The organism is Halospina sp. K52047b (genome assembly GCF_008709855.1).
Classification (GTDB): Bacteria; Pseudomonadota; Gammaproteobacteria; order Pseudomonadales; family Oleiphilaceae; genus Halospina; species Halospina utahensis_B.
On the sequence record NZ_VYJH01000005.1, the window covers coordinates 188,234 to 204,143 of the forward strand.

Below are 15,910 nucleotides of genomic sequence, written 5' to 3' on the forward strand. Positions count from 1 at the left end.
TTATTTCTTGGCCGAACGACGACGTACGATCATCTTGTCAGTACGCTTGTTCTTACGAGTCTTATGTCCTTTGGTCGGAATCCCCCAGGGTGTAACCGGGTGACGCCCGCCAGAGGTACGCCCTTCACCACCGCCATGCGGATGGTCAATTGGGTTCATAGCAACACCGCGTACTGTTGGCCGCTTGCCACGCCAACGTGTTGCACCCGCTTTGCCGGACTGTTTGAGACTGTGCTCGCTGTTGGAAACCTCCCCCAGCGTGGCACGGCAATCAGCCGGCACCTTGCGCATCTCACCCGAACGCAGCCGAATGGTTGCGTAGTTGCCTTCACGCGCGACCAGCTGGACCGACGAACCGGCGCTTCGCGCGATCTGGGCACCCTTTCCGGGTTTGAGCTCAATGCAATGAATCACCGAACCCAGAGGGATGTTACGCAGGGGCAGGGTACTGCCGGCCCGGATCGGTGCATCGATCCCTGACTGAACCTTGTCGCCCTGCTTGAGCCCCTTGGGCGCGATAATGTAACGACGCTCCCCATCCTGGTACTTGACCAGCGCAATATGGGCGGAACGGTTCGGATCGTACTCCAGACGCTCTACCTGGCCGGGAATACCATCCTTGTTGCGCTTGAAATCAATATGGCGGTAATGGCGCTTGTGGCCACCACCGATATGACGGGACGTGATCCGGCCATTGTTGTTCCGGCCACCCGTCTTGCTGAGCTTGGTCACCAGTGGCGCGTAGGGTGCACCCCCGTGAAGGTCAGGATTACGGACCTTGATGAGGTGGCGACGACCGGGTGACGTCGGTTTGGTTTTCTCAATCGACATGTCTGTAACCCCTCAACCTATTCCACGTCCATGAAGTCAATATCCTGACCATCAGCCAGGCGCACATACGCCTTGCGAAGATCGTCACGCTTACCCATGCCATGGATTGTGCGCTTGTTCTTACCCTTGCGGTTGCTCACCTGGACTTTGGTTACGTCCACATTGAACAGCTGCTCCACCGCCTTGCGGATCTCAGGCTTGGTCGCATCAGGAGCCACCTTGAACACGACCTGGCCCTGATCACCAACCATGGTCGCCTTCTCAGAGACCAGCGGGCCGAGCAGAACCTTGTAAATTCGCTCCTGATTCATCCCAGCATCTCCTCAAACTTCTTGAGCGCATCCACTGTAACCACGACGTGGTTGTGCGCTACGAGACTCACCGGATCCACGCCCCGGACATCGGAAACCGCCACGTTCGGGATATTGCGCGATGCCAACTCGAGATTCCGCTCAACGGAGTCAGAAACAATCAACGCGTCCTGCTGAACACCCAACTCCTGGAGCTTGGCGTTGAACACCTTGGTACGCGGCTGATCAGGGGTAATGGAGTCCACAACCACGAGACGCTCCTGGCGCACAAGCTCGGAGAGAATCGAGCGCAGCGCGCCACGATACATCTTCCGATTCACCTTCTGCGAATAGTCCCGCGGGCGCGCCGCGAAAGTTGTGCCGCCACCGCGCCAGATCGGGCTGCGAATGGTACCGGCACGGGCACGGCCAGTGCCCTTCTGTCGCCAGGGCTTTTTACCGCCGCCGCTGACCTCAGAACGCGTCTTCTGCTTGACGCTGCCCTGACGGCCGGCCGCCAGGTAGGCGGTTACGACCTGGTGCACCAGCGATTCGTTGAATTCTTTACCAAAAGCGGCATCCGATACCTGAACACCGTTACCGCTTCCTGTCACTGTCAATTCCATCACGCCACCCCTTAGGCTTTCACTGCGGGCTTGATGATCAGGTCCCCGCCATTGGCGCCAGGGACGGGCCCTTTAACCAGCAGCAGATTCCGCTCGGCATCAACACGCACGATCTCGATGTTCTGACTGGTCACGCGCGCATTACCCATTTGACCGGACATCTTCTTGCCCTTGAATACACGGCCCGGAGACTGGCACTGACCAATGGAGCCAGGTGCGCGGTGCGCGAGAGAGTTACCGTGGGTCTTGTCCTGGGTGGAGAAGTTCCAGCGCTTGACGGTACCAGAGAAGCCCTTGCCCTTGGACTGGCCGGTCACATCAATCGACTGACCATCCTCAAACTGGGAAACGTCAAGCTCGGAACCGGGCTGCAGCTCTCCGTCCTCTGACTGGTCTTCCAGCCGGAACTCCCAGAGACTGCGCCCTGCTTCGACGCCATTCTTTGCGAAATGGCCCGCTTCCGGCTTGGTAATCCGGTTCGCACGGCGCGTACCGGTCGTTACCTGAACCGCGCGGTAGCCGTCCCGCTCGGGCGTCTTGATTTCGGTAATCCGGTTGGCATCAACCTGAATCACCGTGACGGGGATGGAGTTACCCTCGTCGGTAAAAATACGAGTCATACCGGCCTTGCGGCCGACAACACCAATCGCCATTGTTCACCTCTTAGTGTACGGGGCTTCAACCCTCTATGGCCTGAAAGACAGTTACACTCTGAGGGGTTAACTAAAGGGTTAACCCAGGCTGATCTGCACATCCACTCCGGCGGCGAGATCGAGCTTCATCAGAGCATCGACTGTCTTTTCGGTAGGCTCAACGATATCCAGAAGGCGCTTGTGCGTCCGGATCTCATACTGATCACGCGCGTCCTTATTGACGTGCGGCGAGATCAGGATGGTGTACTTCTCTTTCCGGGTCGGCAGAGGAATAGGACCCCGAACCTGAGCACCAGTCCGCTTTGCCGTATCGACAATTTCCTGGGTGGACTGATCGATCAGGCGGTAATCAAACGCCTTCAACCGGATTCTGATTTTTTGGCTCTGCATGTTGCACCAAACTCCAATCGTTGTTGGCAGCTCGTATAAGCCGACCCGTAAAAAGGATGCGCATTATAGGGCGCATGCGCGACGGCGTCAACCTACGGACTGCTTCAGAGAATCCGTTACAGGGATGGACCCTGAAACCAAAAAAGGGGCTGCGCGACGGCAACCCCTTTTTCCAGGGCGCGGTACCGATTACTCGATAATCTTGGTCACCACGCCTGCGCCGACAGTCCGGCCGCCTTCGCGTACCGCAAAGCGCAGCCCGTCTTCCATCGCGATCGGCGCGATCAGCGTGGCTACCAGCTTCACGTTATCACCCGGCATCACCATCTCGACGCCTTCCGGCAGCTCGCAGGTGCCGGTCACGTCCGTGGTCCGGAAGTAGAACTGCGGGCGATAGCCGGTGAAGAACGGCGTATGACGACCACCCTCGTCCTTGCTCAGGACGTAGATCTCGCCCTCGAACTTGGTGTGAGGCGTGATGCTGCCCGGCTTGGCCAGTACCTGGCCACGCTCAACGTCGTCACGCTTGGTGCCACGCAGCAGCGCGCCGATGTTCTCACCCGCACGACCCTCGTCGAGCATCTTGCGGAACATCTCAACACCGGTGCAAACGGTCTTCTGCGTCTCGCGCAGACCCACAATCTCCACCTCGGAGCCGGTCTTGACCACACCGCGCTCAACACGGCCGGTGACAACGGTACCGCGACCGGAGATCGAGAACACGTCCTCGATCGGCATCAGGAACGGCTGATCGATGGCGCGCTCGGGCTCGGGAATGTGCGCGTCCATTTCCTTGATCAGGTTCGCCACCGCGGTGGTGCCGTAACCGTTGTCGTCCTTGCCTTCCATCGCCATCAGCGCGGAGCCGGTTACGATCGGCGTGTCGTCGCCCGGGAAGTCGTACTCGTTCAGCAGCTCCCGCACTTCCATCTCAACCAGCTCGAGCAGCTCCTCGTCGTCGACCATGTCGGCCTTGTTGAGGAACACCACGATGTGCGGCACGCCAACCTGGCGTGACAGCAGGATGTGCTCACGCGTCTGCGGCATCGGGCCGTCAGCGGCGGAGACCACCAGGATCGCGCCGTCCATCTGCGCCGCGCCCGTGATCATGTTCTTCACATAGTCAGCGTGGCCGGGGCAGTCAACGTGCGCGTAGTGACGGCTCTCGGAACCGTACTCCACGTGCGAGGTCGCGATCGTGATACCGCGGTTCTTCTCTTCCGGCGCGTTGTCGATCTGGTCAAACGCACGCGCCTCACCGCCGAACACTTCCGCACTCACGCGCGTCAGCGCCGCCGTCAGCGTCGTCTTGCCGTGGTCCACGTGACCAATGGTGCCCACGTTGATGTGCGGCTTATCTCTTTCGAATTTTTCCTTAGACACGATTCACCTCTTCGCTCTGTTCTGTCGTTTCAATCAGTTCTTGTTCATGATCTCTTGCGCGATGCTGGTCGGCGCTTCCCCGTAATTGTGGAACTCCATCACGTAAGAGGCGCGCCCCTGGGTCGCGGAACGCAGGTCCGTCGCATAGCCGAACATCTCGGAAAGCGGTACCTCGGCGCGGATCACCTTACCTGCCGGAGTATCCTCCATGCCCTGGACCAGACCACGGCGACGGTTCAGGTCGCCTACAACGTCCCCCATGAACTCCTCGGGCGTCACAACCTCAACTTTCATGATGGGCTCAAGCAGCGCGGGCGATGCATCCAGTGCACCCTGCTTCATCGCCATGGAACCGGCGACCTTGAACGCCATCTCGTTGGAGTCCACATCGTGATACGAGCCATCAAACAGGGTCGCCTTGACACCGAGGATGGGATAGCCGGCGAGAACACCGGTCTGCATCTGCTGCTCGATACCCTGCTGCACGGCGGGAACGTATTCCTTGGGAACCACACCACCAACGATCTTGTTCTCAAACAGGAACGTGGGGGAATCCTCGTCATCCAGAGGCAGCGGCTCCAGCTTGATCCAGACGTGGCCATACTGACCGCGACCACCGGACTGGCGGACGAACTTGCCTTCCACCTCAACCGGCTTGCGGATGCACTCACGGTAGGCCACCTGCGGCTTACCGATGTTCGCCTCGACCTTGAACTCGCGCTTGAGGCGGTCGACGATTACGTCGAGATGGAGCTCGCCCATGCCGGAGATGATGGTCTGACCGGACTCCTCGTCGGTATAGACGCGGAAAGACGGATCCTCCTGAGCCAGCTTGCCCAGAGCCGTCCCCATCTTCTCCTGTTCAGCCTTGGACTTGGGCTCAACCGCAACCGAGATAACCGGCTCCGGGAACTCCATGCGCTCAAGTTCGATCTTGTGCTTCTCATCGCACAGCGTGTCACCAGTGGTGATGTTCTTGAGGCCAATGGCAGCCGCAATATCACCGGAGAACACTTCCTTGATCTCTTCGCGGTCATTGGCGTGCATCTGGACCATCCGGCCCACACGCTCTTTCTTCTGCTTGCTGGCGTTGTAGATGGCAGTGCCGGTTTCCAGCTTGCCGGAGTAGACACGGAAGAACGTCAGCGTGCCCATGAACGGGTCGGTCGCGATCTTGAACGCCAGTGCCGCAAACGGCGCATCGTCGTCGGCCGAACGCGTTTCCTCTGTGCCGTCGTCATCGACCACGCCGGTAATCGCCCTGACCTCATCCGGTGCCGGCAGGAATTCCAGAACGTTGTCGAGCAGCGCCTGGATGCCCTTGTTCTTAAATGCCGAACCGCAGGTCGCAAGCACGATGTCATTCTCGAGACAGCGCGTACGCAGACCCTTCTTGATCTCGTCATCGCTGAGCTCACCCTTCTCGAGATAGGTCTCCATGAGCTCTTCATTGGCCTCGGCAGCCGCCTCAACCATGGCCTCACGCGCGGCCTCTGCTTCTTCCTTGAGCTCGTCCGGGATCTCGGTCTGCTCGTAGGTCATCCCCTGGTCGGCTTCATTCCAGTAGATCGCCTTCATCCGCATGAGGTCGATCACGCCCTGGAAGTTGTCCTCGGCGCCGATCGGCAGCTGAATCGGTACTGTACTGGAACCCAGCCGCTCGCGGATCTGATCCACGACGCGGGAGAAGTTCGCACCGGCACGGTCCATCTTGTTGACGAAGACCAGCCGCGGGACGTGATACTTATCCGCCTGGCGCCAGACCGTCTCGGACTGGGGCTCGACGCCGGAGGTGCCACAGAAGACCACCACAGCACCGTCGAGCACCCGAAGGGAACGCTCCACCTCGATGGTGAAATCAACGTGCCCGGGGGTATCGATGATGTTGATCCGGTGCTCATTATACTGCTGGTCCATACCACGCCAGAAGGCGGTTACGGCCGCAGAGGTAATGGTAATCCCGCGTTCCTGCTCCTGGGACATCCAGTCGGTTGTGGATGCACCGTCGTGCGTCTCACCCATCTTGTGGCTGCGACCGGTGTAATACAGGATCCGCTCGGTTGCGGTTGTCTTACCGGCGTCCACGTGGGCGCAGATGCCGATATTGCGGTAACTTTTGATCGGTGTTTTACGTGCCACGTCAGATACCTCGGTCGATTAGAAGCGGTAATGGGAGAAGGCTTTGTTGGCCTCGGCCATACGGTGCACGTCTTCCCGTTTCTTGACCGCGGCACCCTTGCTGCCGGCCGCATCAAGGATTTCGCCCGCGAGGCGCTGAACCATGGACTTTTCGCCCCGCTTCCGGGAGAAATCCACCAGCCAGCGCATGGCCAGCGCCACCTGGCGTGACGGCCTTACCTCAACCGGAACCTGGTAGGTCGCACCACCAACACGGCGGGACTTCACCTCGACCATGGGCTGGATATTCTCCAGGGCGGTCTCGAAAACTTCGAGCGGCTCCTGGTTGGTCTTTTCCGCAACAATGTCCAGCGCGCCGTACACAATACGCTCGGCGACCGCTTTCTTGCCATGTTCCATCACATGGTTGATGAACTTGGCCAGTCGTTCACTGTTGAACTTCGGATCCGGGATGATCTCCCGCTTCGTTGCAATGCGTCTTCTTGGCATCGATAAGCCCTCAGGTAAAAGTTGTCAGGTCTTCAGGTTGCTCCGGAATGATGCGCCCACTGACGCCACCCGGCCTTACTCTTATCGGCACCGACGATCCGTAGCGACCGACTGCCGGCGATAAAAGAAAGCCTGCTGAATCACTGTTGTTGAAACCGAAATCCCGATCAGGACTTCGGACGCTTGGTACCGTACTTGGAACGGCCCTGGCGACGATCCTGTACACCCTGGGTGTCAAGCGTGCCTCGCACGGTGTGATAGCGCACACCCGGCAGGTCCTTGACCCGGCCACCACGAATCAGGACCACACTGTGCTCCTGCAGGTTGTGGCCTTCACCGCCGATGTAGGATGCCACCTCGTAGCCGTTCGTCAGCCGCACACGACAGACCTTACGAAGGGCCGAGTTCGGCTTCTTCGGGGTCGTGGTGTAGACACGGGTACAGACGCCACGACGCTGCGGGCAGGCCTGCAACGCCGGTACGTCGGTTTTCGCAGCCCGGCGCTTACGCGGCTTTCGAACCAACTGGTTAATGGTTGCCATCTAGACTAACTCCGGTTTTCAGACGGTTTTCGCCCTGTCTGGGCGGTTCAGCGAGGGCCGCAAGTTTAAGTGCGAGCCCTCTTCCAGTCAAGATAACTGGTTACTTATTGAGCTCTGCACTCAGTGCCTCGACAACATCGTCGGCGCTGACCTGCTGCTCTGCCTCCTCGCGGCGACGGCGGCGCTCCTCGTGGTACGCCAGACCGGTACCCGCCGGGATCAGGCGACCGACCACAACGTTCTCCTTGAGACCGCGCAGGTAGTCGCGCTTGCCGGTAACCGCACCTTCGGTCAGTACCCGCGTCGTCTCCTGGAAGGACGCCGCGGAAATGAAGGAGTCGGTTGCCAGCGAAGCCTTCGTGATGCCCAGCAGTTCACGCTGGAACTTCGCCGGCATCTTGCCTTCGGCTTCCATCCGCTCGTTCTCTTCCATCACATGGGTGTACTCAACCTGGTCACCGGCGATGAAACGGGTGTCACCGGAATCCTGGATCTCAACCTTGCGCAGCATCTGCCGGCAGATCACCTCGATGTGCTTGTCGTTCAGGCCCACGCCCTGCAGACGGTACACATCCTGGATCTCGTTGGTGATGTACTTCGCCAGCTCGGTGATCCCCAGCAGCCGCAGGATGTCGTGCGGGTTGGACGGACCATCGGAAATGACCTCGCCCTGCTCCACGGTTTCACCCTCAAAGACGTTCAGCTGACGCCACTTCGGAATCAGCGTTTCGTAGGGGTCGCCGTCCTTCGGTGTGATGACCAGCCGCTTCTTGCCCTTGGTTTCCTTGCCGAAGGAAACAACACCGCTGACCTCGGCCAAAATAGCCGGATCCTTGGGTTTGCGCGCTTCGAACAGGTCCGCGACCCGCGGCAAACCACCGGTGATGTCGCGTGTGCCGGTGGTTTCCTGCGGTATCCGGGCAATGACGTCGCCCATTTCCATGGTATCGCCTTCGCGCAGCGTTACCAGCGCGTTGGCCGGCAGCGAATAATGCGCCGGCGAACCACCCGCCAGGGTGACCGGCTCACCGTTGCCGTCTACCACTTCCACAGCCGGCCGCAGATCCTTACCGGAGGCCGGCCGATCGTTGGGATCCATCACCTCGATGGTCGACAGGCCGGTGAGCTCATCAGTCTGGGTGCGGACCGTGATGTTTTCTTCAATGTTGAGCAGGCGCACCTTGCCCTCTGCTTCGGCGATAACGGGGTGCGTGTGGGGATCCCACTTCGCCGCCACTGTACCGGCTTCCACCTCTGCCCCTTCGCTCACCTCAAGGACAGCGCCATAGGGCAGCTTGTACCACTCACGTTCACGCCCGTGTTCGTCCGCAATCGCCAGAGCGGAGGAACGGGTAACCACCACCTGGGTGCCGTCACTCTTCTCGATGGACTTCAGGTTGTGCAGACGGACCTTGCCACCGTGCTTGACCTGAATGTTGTCCGTAGCGGAAGCCCGACTTGCCGCACCACCGATATGGAAGGTACGCATCGTCAGCTGGGTACCCGGCTCGCCGATCGACTGCGCGCCCATGACGCCAACGGCTTCGCCCACGTTGACCTGATGCCCGCGCGCCAGATCGCGACCGTAGCACTTCGAGCAGATGCCATAACGCGTGTGACAGGTGATCGCCGAGCGGACCCATACCTCGTCCACGCCAGCACGCTCAACCTTGTCAACCAGCTTCTCGTCCAGCAGGGTACCGGCCTCGACCACCGGGTTCTTCTTATCACCCGGGGTGAATACGTCCTTCGCGGTCACACGACCAAGGACCCGGTCGCCCAGCGGTACAACCACGTCACCGCCTTCAACCAGCGGCGTCATCAGGATGCCGTCATCCGTATCGCAATCTTCCTCGGTCACGACCAGATCCTGGGAGACATCCACCAGACGGCGGGTCAGGTAACCGGAGTTGGCTGTTTTCAGGGCCGTATCCGCCAGACCCTTACGTGCACCGTGGGTCGAAATGAAGTACTGCAGTACGTTCAGACCCTCACGGAAGTTAGCCGTGATGGGAGTCTCGATGATCGAACCATCCGGCTTGGCCATCAGACCGCGCATACCGGAAAGCTGCCGGATCTGCGCAGGAGAGCCACGGGCGCCCGAGTCGGCCATGATGTAGACCGAGTTGAACGACTCCTGGGTCAGCTCCTCGCCGTTCTCATCCTTCGCCACTTCGCCCTCAGGCGTGATGACCTGCTCCTTGCTCAGGCGGTCCATCATGGCGTTTGAGACCTGGTCGTTGGCCCGGGCCCAGATGTCGATCACCTTGTTGTACTTCTCGCCCTGAGTCAGGAGACCGGAAGCGAACTGCTGCTCGATCTCCATGACCTCGGATTCGGCTTCCTCAATCAGCGTGTACTTTTCGTCAGGGACCTCAAAGTCGTTCACGCCGATGGAGCAGCCGGAGACGGTGGAATAGTGGAAACCGGTGTACATCAGCTGGTCGGCAAAGACCACCGTTTCCTTAAGGCCTACTTCGCGGTAACAGGCGTTGATCAGCTTCGAGATCTGCTTCTTGGCCATGGCCTGATTGACCAGGCTGAACGGCAGCCCCTCCGGCGTGATGTTGTACAGCATCGCCCGACCCACAGTGGTGTCCTGAATGCTGGTCTGTACGTGACGCTCACCGGTCTCGTCATCGAGATCAACCTCGGTGACACGCACGCGGACCTTCGCCTGCAGATCTACCTCACCGGCGCCAAAGGCGCGCTCGACCTCGTCGAGGTCACCGAAGATGCGACCTTCACCCGCGGCACGGAGACGCTCGCGCGTCATGTAGTACAGGCCCAGAACCACGTCCTGGGAAGGCACGATGATGGGCTCGCCGTTGGCCGGCGACAGCACGTTATTGGTGGACATCATCAGTGCCCGCGCCTCAAGCTGGGATTCCAGCGTCAGCGGCAGGTGAACCGCCATCTGGTCACCGTCAAAGTCCGCGTTATAGGGCGCGCAGACCAGCGGGTGAAGCTGGATGGCCTTGCCTTCGATGAGCACCGGCTCAAACGCCTGGATGCCCAGACGGTGAAGCGTCGGTGCGCGGTTCAGCAGGACTGGGTGCTCCCGGATGACCTCTTCCAGAATGTCCCAGACCAGGCCTTCCTCACGCTCAACCATCTTCTTGGCCGCCTTGATGGTGGTGGCGTGGCCGCGATGCTCGAGCTTGGAGAAGATGAACGGCTTGAACAGCTCCAGCGCCATCTTTTTCGGGATACCGCACTGGTGGAGCTTGAGGTACGGACCGACCACGATCACGGAACGACCGGAATAGTCCACACGCTTGCCCAGCAGGTTCTGACGGAAACGGCCCTGCTTGCCCTTGATCATGTCCGCGAGGGACTTGAGCGGGCGCTTGTTGGAACCGGTAATGGCCCGGCCACGACGGCCGTTGTCCAGCAGCGCGTCCACGGACTCCTGCAGCATCCGTTTCTCGTTGCGCACGATGATATCCGGCGCATTGAGCTCAAGCAGACGCTTGAGGCGGTTGTTACGGTTGATCACCCGGCGATAGAGATCGTTCAGGTCGGAGGTGGCAAAGCGGCCGCCATCCAGCGGAACCAGCGGACGCAGGTCCGGCGGCAGCACCGGCAGCACTTCCATGATCATCCACTGCGGGTTGTTCCCGGAGTAGTAGAACGCCTCCATCAGCTTCAGGCGCTTGGAGAGCTTCTTGATCTTCGTTTCGGAAGCGGTCTGCGGGATGGCCTCCCGCAGCTGTTCAATCTCTTCGCCCAGATCGATATCGCCCAGCATTTCCTTGACGGCTTCCGCGCCCATGCGGGCATCGAACTCGTCACCGAATTCCTCGAGTGCCTCGTAGTACTGCTCGTCGTTGAGCAGCTGACCGCGTTCCAGCGTGGTCATGCCCGGCTCGATGACGATGAAGGATTCGAAGTACAGAACGCGCTCGATATCGCGCAGGGTCATATCCAGCAGGAGCCCAATGCGCGACGGCAGGGACTTCAGGAACCAGATGTGAGCCACGGGGCTCGCCAGCTCGATATGGCCCATGCGTTCACGGCGAACGCTTGCCAGGGCAACCTCGACACCGCACTTCTCACAGATCACACCACGATGCTTCAGGCGCTTGTACTTGCCGCACAGGCACTCGTAGTCCTTGACCGGCCCGAAGATCTTGGCACAGAACAGCCCGTCGCGTTCCGGCTTGAAGGTCCGGTAGTTGATCGTTTCCGGTTTCTTGACTTCCCCAAAGGACCAGGAACGGATCATTTCCGGAGAAGCGAGGCCAATCCGGATGGAATCGAATTCCTGTTTCTGATTCTGGTTCTTCAGCAGGTTGAGCAGGTCTTTCATAATATTGGCTCCGGAGCGTTAATCACTGGCGGTGGCGCTGTGCCACCGCCGTCGCTGCCAAACAGGTTTCGGGTCAGTCCGTCTCGAGATCGATATCGAGGCCGAGCGACCGGATTTCCTTGACCAGAACATTGAAGGATTCGGGCATGCCCGGCTCCATACGATGGTCACCATCGACAATGTTCTTGTACATCTTGGTGCGGCCGTTCACGTCGTCGGACTTCACGGTCAGCATTTCCTGCAGGGTGTAGGCGGCGCCATAGGCTTCCAGGGCCCAGACCTCCATCTCCCCGAAGCGCTGGCCACCGAACTGCGCCTTACCGCCCAGCGGCTGCTGGGTCACCAGACTGTAGGAACCGGTCGCACGGGCGTGCATCTTGTCCTCAACCAGATGGTTGAGCTTGAGCATGTACATGTAGCCCACGGTCACCGGCCGGTCGAAGCCGTCACCGGTGCGGCCATCGAACAGCTTGATCTGGCCGCTGGTATCCATGTCCGCGAGCTCAAGCATCTTCTTGATCTCGGCCTCGTTGGCACCGTCAAACACCGCTGTACCCATTGGTACGCCACCACGCAGGTTGTTGGCCATGGTGATGATCTCGTCGTCACTCAATTCATCGAGCTTGACTTCCGGTGTGTCGGTACCGTTATAGACCTCGTCGAGGAACTTCCGGATCTCGCCCACTTTCTTCTGCTGCTCGAGCATGGTGTTGATCTTGTCACCCAGCCCGCGCGCAGCCGCGCCCAGATGGGTCTCAAGCACCTGCCCGACGTTCATCCGGGAGGGCACACCCAGCGGGTTCAGAACCACATCCACCGGCTCGCCCTGCTCATCGAAGGGCATGTCCTCAGTCGGCATGATCGCGGAGATCACACCCTTGTTACCGTGGCGGCCGGCCATCTTGTCACCCGCCTGGATGCGACTCTTGACCGCCATATAGACCTTCACGATCTTGAGTACGCCCGGGGCCAGGTCGTCACCCTGCTGGATCTTCTCCTTCTTGACCTCAAAGCGCTGCTCCTGATCCTGGCGCCGCTCTTCAAGCTGTTCCTGGGCGCGTTCCAGCAGGTCATTCAGGGAATCGTCCTGCATGCGCAGCTTGAACCAATCGTCGGAACTGAGCTGGCTGAGGTAATCCGCGCTCAGGATGTCCCCTTTCTTCACACCCGGGCCGGTGATGGCTGTCTGTCCCTCCAGTGCACTGGTCAGACGCTCAAACGTGGCCGTCTCAACGATGCGATACTCTTCCTTCAGGTCCTTCCGGAAGGCATTCAGCTCATCCTGCTCGATGGACAGAGCACGCTGGTCCTTCTCGACACCGTCGCGGGTAAAGACCTGGACGTCAATCACGGTACCGCGCTTGCCGGTGGGCATCCGCAGCGAGGTGTCCTTCACGTCGGATGCCTTCTCGCCAAAGATGGCGCGCAGGAGCTTTTCCTCCGGTGTGAGCTGCGTCTCGCCCTTGGGCGTGACCTTGCCGACCAGGATATCGCCAGCATCCACTTCGGCACCGATGTATACGATGCCGGATTCGTCCAGCTTGGACAGCGCCTGCTCACCCACGTTCGGGATATCCGCGCTGATCTCCTCGGAGCCCAGCTTGGTATCGCGGGCTACACAGGTAAGCTCCTGGATGTGGATGGTGGTCAGGCGGTCTTCCTGAGCCACGCGCTCGGAAATGAGGATGGAGTCCTCGAAGTTGTAGCCGTTCCACGGCATGAAGGCGATGCGCATGTTCTGGCCCAGTGCCAGCTCGCCCAGATCCACGGACGGACCATCGGCCAGCGTATCGCCACGTTCAACCTCATCACCACGGTTCACAATGGGCCGCTGGTTGCTGCAGGTGTTCTGGTTCGAACGGGTGTACTTCACCAGGTTGTAGATATCAACGCCCGCGTCACCGGCACTGGTCTCGTCGTCGCGAACACGGACCACGACACGGGAAGCGTCGACGCTTTCGATCACGCCACCACGCTCAGCCGTCACACAGACACCGGAGTCTTTCGCCACGGTGCGTTCCATGCCGGTGCCCACAAGCGGCTTATCCGCGCGCAGGGTGGGAACCGCCTGACGCTGCATGTTCGACCCCATCAGGGCGCGGTTGGCGTCGTCATGCTCCAGGAACGGAATCATCGCGGCGGCAACGGACACAACCTGCCGCGGAGAGACGTCCATGAAGTTGACCTTCTCCGGCGGCATGACGGTGAATTCATTCTTATGCCGCACCGTAACCAGCTCATCGGAGAGCTTGCCGCTGTCATCCAGCTTGGCGCTGGCCTGGGCGATGATGTAATTGCTCTCCTCGATCGCGGACAGATACACGATCTCGTCCGTCACCTGGCCGTCGATAACCTTGCGGTACGGGCTTTCCAGGAAGCCGTACTTGTTGGTCTGGGTATAGGTGGCCAGCGAATTGATCAGACCGATGTTCGGACCTTCCGGTGTCTCGATCGGGCAGACACGGCCATAGTGGGTCGGGTGTACGTCCCGGACCTCAAAGCCGGCCCGCTCACGGGTGAGACCACCCGGGCCAAGTGCCGAAACGCGGCGCTTGTGAGTCACCTCGGACAGCGGGTTGTTCTGGTCCATGAACTGGGACAGCTGGCTGGAGCCGAAGAACTCCTTGATTGCCGCCCCCACCGGCTTGGCATTGATCAGGTCCTGGGGCATCAGGCCTTCGCTTTCGGCCAGGCTCAGGCGCTCGCGCACCGCGCGCTCGACCCGCACCAGGCCAACACGGAACTGGTTCTCGGCCATCTCACCGACACAGCGGATGCGGCGGTTGCCCAGGTTGTCGATGTCGTCCGTTTCACCCTTACCGTTACGGATGTCCACGAGGGTGCGCAGCACATCCACGATATCCTGCTCGTCCAGAACACCGGAGCCTTCCAGCTCCTCGCGTCCAAGACGGCGGTTGAGCTTCATCCGGCCAACGGCAGAGAGGTCATAGCGCTCTTCAGAGAAGAACAGGTTGTTGAACAGCGTCTCAGCGGATTCCTTCGTCGGCGGCTCCCCCGGACGCATCATCCGATAGATCTCGACCAGCGCTTCCAGCTGGTTGCGCGAGGGGTCAATCCGCAGCGTATCGGAAATGAACGGTCCGCAGTCGAGGTCGTTGGTGTAGATGGTGTCGACTGTCTGGATGCCCGCTTCCTCAAGCTTTTCCAGGTGGTCCTCGGTGAGTTCGGTGTTGCACTCAACAATCACCTCACCGGTGCTCTCATCCACCATGTCCCTTGCAACCACACGACCGTGGAGATAGGAACGCGGAACCTCAAGCTCGGTAACCCCCGCCTTCTCGAGCTGGCGGATGTGGCGCGCGGTAATCCGGCGGCCACTCTCAACAATGACGCCGCCTTCCTGGTCCATGATGTCGAACGTTGCGATGTCACCACGCAGCCGGCTGGGCACGAGCTCAAGCCGGCAGGATTCCTTGCCGAGCGTGAAGCGGCTGTTGTCGAAGAACAGCTCCAGAATCTGCTCGGAAGTATATCCCAGCGCGCGCAGCAGAATGGTGGCCGGAAGCTTACGCCGGCGGTCGATGCGCACGAACACGGAATCCCTGGGATCAAACTCGAAATCCAGCCAGGAACCACGATAGGGAATCACCCGGGCGGAATAGAGAAGCTTGCCGGAGGAGTGGGTCTTGCCCTTGTCGTGATCAAAGAACACACCGGGCGAACGATGAAGCTGGGAGACAATCACCCGCTCAGTGCCGTTGACCACGAAGGTGCCGTTTTCAGTCATCAGGGGCATTTCGCCCATGTAGACTTCCTGTTCCTTGATGTCCTTCACGGCCTTGTTGGACGATTCCTTGTCATAGATGACCAGGCGCACTTTCACGCGAAGCGGTGCCGCGTAGGTCACCCCCCGAAGCTGACATTCCTTGACGTCAAATGCCGGCTCGCCGAGCCGATAGCTGACATACTCCAGTGCTGCATTCCCCGAGTAGCTGGTAATCGGGAAAACGGACTGAAACGCGGCATGCAAGCCCGTGTTCTTGCGATTATCCGCGTCGGATTCAAGTTGCAGAAAGTCCCGGTAGGAGTCGATCTGCGTTGCAAGCAGAAACGGAACATCCATGACGGACGGCAACTTGCCAAACTCTTTGCGGATTCGCTTTTTCTCGGTGTAGGAGTAAGTCATCTGCATTCCCCAGCTTCGGACTCAATAACTGGTGTACCCGGCCTGCGAACAGTCAGCCGGGATGGGTCCCGGGTCGGGCCCGGGCACCCGGATCCTGGATCCGGGTGA

At 59.9% G+C, this 15,910-nt stretch carries 11 protein-coding genes; all 11 read right to left on the reverse strand.

Annotation, left to right across the window (positions count from 1 at the left end; genetic code table 11):
- Nucleotides 1-831, reverse strand: coding sequence for a 50S ribosomal protein L2 (rplB, locus tag F3089_RS08775; protein WP_151440451.1), 831 nt, complete (start codon nucleotides 829-831; stop codon nucleotides 1-3).
- Nucleotides 832-848: 17 nt separating this feature from the next.
- Nucleotides 849-1,142, reverse strand: a complete 294-nt coding sequence (rplW, locus tag F3089_RS08780; protein ID WP_077529287.1) for a 50S ribosomal protein L23 — start codon at nucleotides 1,140-1,142, stop codon at nucleotides 849-851.
- Nucleotides 1,139-1,747, reverse strand: a complete 609-nt coding sequence (gene rplD, locus F3089_RS08785; protein WP_151440452.1) for a 50S ribosomal protein L4 — start codon at nucleotides 1,745-1,747, stop codon at nucleotides 1,139-1,141. Before rplD ends, rplW begins: the two co-directional genes overlap by 4 nt.
- An 11-nt stretch (nucleotides 1,748-1,758) precedes the next feature.
- Nucleotides 1,759-2,400 carry a 50S ribosomal protein L3 gene (gene rplC / locus F3089_RS08790; protein ID WP_151440453.1) on the reverse strand — a complete coding sequence of 214 codons (642 nt, stop codon included), beginning with the start codon at nucleotides 2,398-2,400 and terminating at the stop codon, nucleotides 1,759-1,761.
- Between the two features lie 78 nt (nucleotides 2,401-2,478).
- Nucleotides 2,479-2,790, reverse strand: coding sequence for a 30S ribosomal protein S10 (gene rpsJ / locus F3089_RS08795; protein WP_077529290.1), 312 nt, complete (start codon nucleotides 2,788-2,790; stop codon nucleotides 2,479-2,481).
- A gap of 189 nt (nucleotides 2,791-2,979) precedes the next feature.
- Nucleotides 2,980-4,173, reverse strand: coding sequence for an elongation factor Tu (tuf, locus tag F3089_RS08800; protein ID WP_077528630.1), 1,194 nt, complete (start codon nucleotides 4,171-4,173; stop codon nucleotides 2,980-2,982).
- Nucleotides 4,174-4,206: 33 nt separating this feature from the next.
- Nucleotides 4,207-6,312, reverse strand: coding sequence for an elongation factor G (gene fusA / locus F3089_RS08805; RefSeq protein ID WP_151440454.1), 2,106 nt, complete (start codon nucleotides 6,310-6,312; stop codon nucleotides 4,207-4,209).
- 18 nt (nucleotides 6,313-6,330) lie between these two features.
- On the reverse strand, nucleotides 6,331-6,801 hold the full coding sequence (gene rpsG / locus F3089_RS08810) for a 30S ribosomal protein S7 (protein ID WP_151440455.1): 471 nt from the start codon (nucleotides 6,799-6,801) through the stop codon (nucleotides 6,331-6,333).
- Between the two features lie 167 nt (nucleotides 6,802-6,968).
- On the reverse strand, nucleotides 6,969-7,343 hold the full coding sequence (rpsL, locus tag F3089_RS08815; RefSeq protein WP_151440456.1) for a 30S ribosomal protein S12: 375 nt from the start codon (nucleotides 7,341-7,343) through the stop codon (nucleotides 6,969-6,971).
- 100 nt (nucleotides 7,344-7,443) lie between these two features.
- Nucleotides 7,444-11,655, reverse strand: coding sequence for a DNA-directed RNA polymerase subunit beta' (gene rpoC / locus F3089_RS08820; RefSeq protein WP_151440457.1), 4,212 nt, complete (start codon nucleotides 11,653-11,655; stop codon nucleotides 7,444-7,446).
- Between the two features lie 73 nt (nucleotides 11,656-11,728).
- Entirely contained in the window at nucleotides 11,729-15,802 is a 4,074-nt protein-coding gene (gene rpoB / locus F3089_RS08825; protein WP_151440458.1) for a DNA-directed RNA polymerase subunit beta, read from the reverse strand.
- Between the last annotated feature and the right edge of the window lie 108 nt (nucleotides 15,803-15,910).

Bases quoted from the DNA above. Each gene is read 5' to 3' on its own strand.
- rpsL (WP_151440456.1), bottom strand. From the start codon at position 7,343: ATGGCAACCATTAACCAGTTGGTTCGAAAGCCGCGTAAGCGCCGGGCT.
- rplW (WP_077529287.1), bottom strand. From the start codon at position 1,142: ATGAATCAGGAGCGAATTTACAAGGTTCTGCTCGGCCCGCTGGTCTCT.
- rpsJ (WP_077529290.1), bottom strand. From the start codon at position 2,790: ATGCAGAGCCAAAAAATCAGAATCCGGTTGAAGGCGTTTGATTACCGC.
- rplB (WP_151440451.1), bottom strand. From the start codon at position 831: ATGTCGATTGAGAAAACCAAACCGACGTCACCCGGTCGTCGCCACCTC.
- rplC (WP_151440453.1), bottom strand. From the start codon at position 2,400: ATGGCGATTGGTGTTGTCGGCCGCAAGGCCGGTATGACTCGTATTTTT.
- rplD (WP_151440452.1), bottom strand. From the start codon at position 1,747: ATGGAATTGACAGTGACAGGAAGCGGTAACGGTGTTCAGGTATCGGAT.
- rpoB (WP_151440458.1), bottom strand. From the start codon at position 15,802: ATGACTTACTCCTACACCGAGAAAAAGCGAATCCGCAAAGAGTTTGGC.
- rpoC (WP_151440457.1), bottom strand. From the start codon at position 11,655: ATGAAAGACCTGCTCAACCTGCTGAAGAACCAGAATCAGAAACAGGAA.
- rpsG (WP_151440455.1), bottom strand. From the start codon at position 6,801: ATGCCAAGAAGACGCATTGCAACGAAGCGGGAGATCATCCCGGATCCG.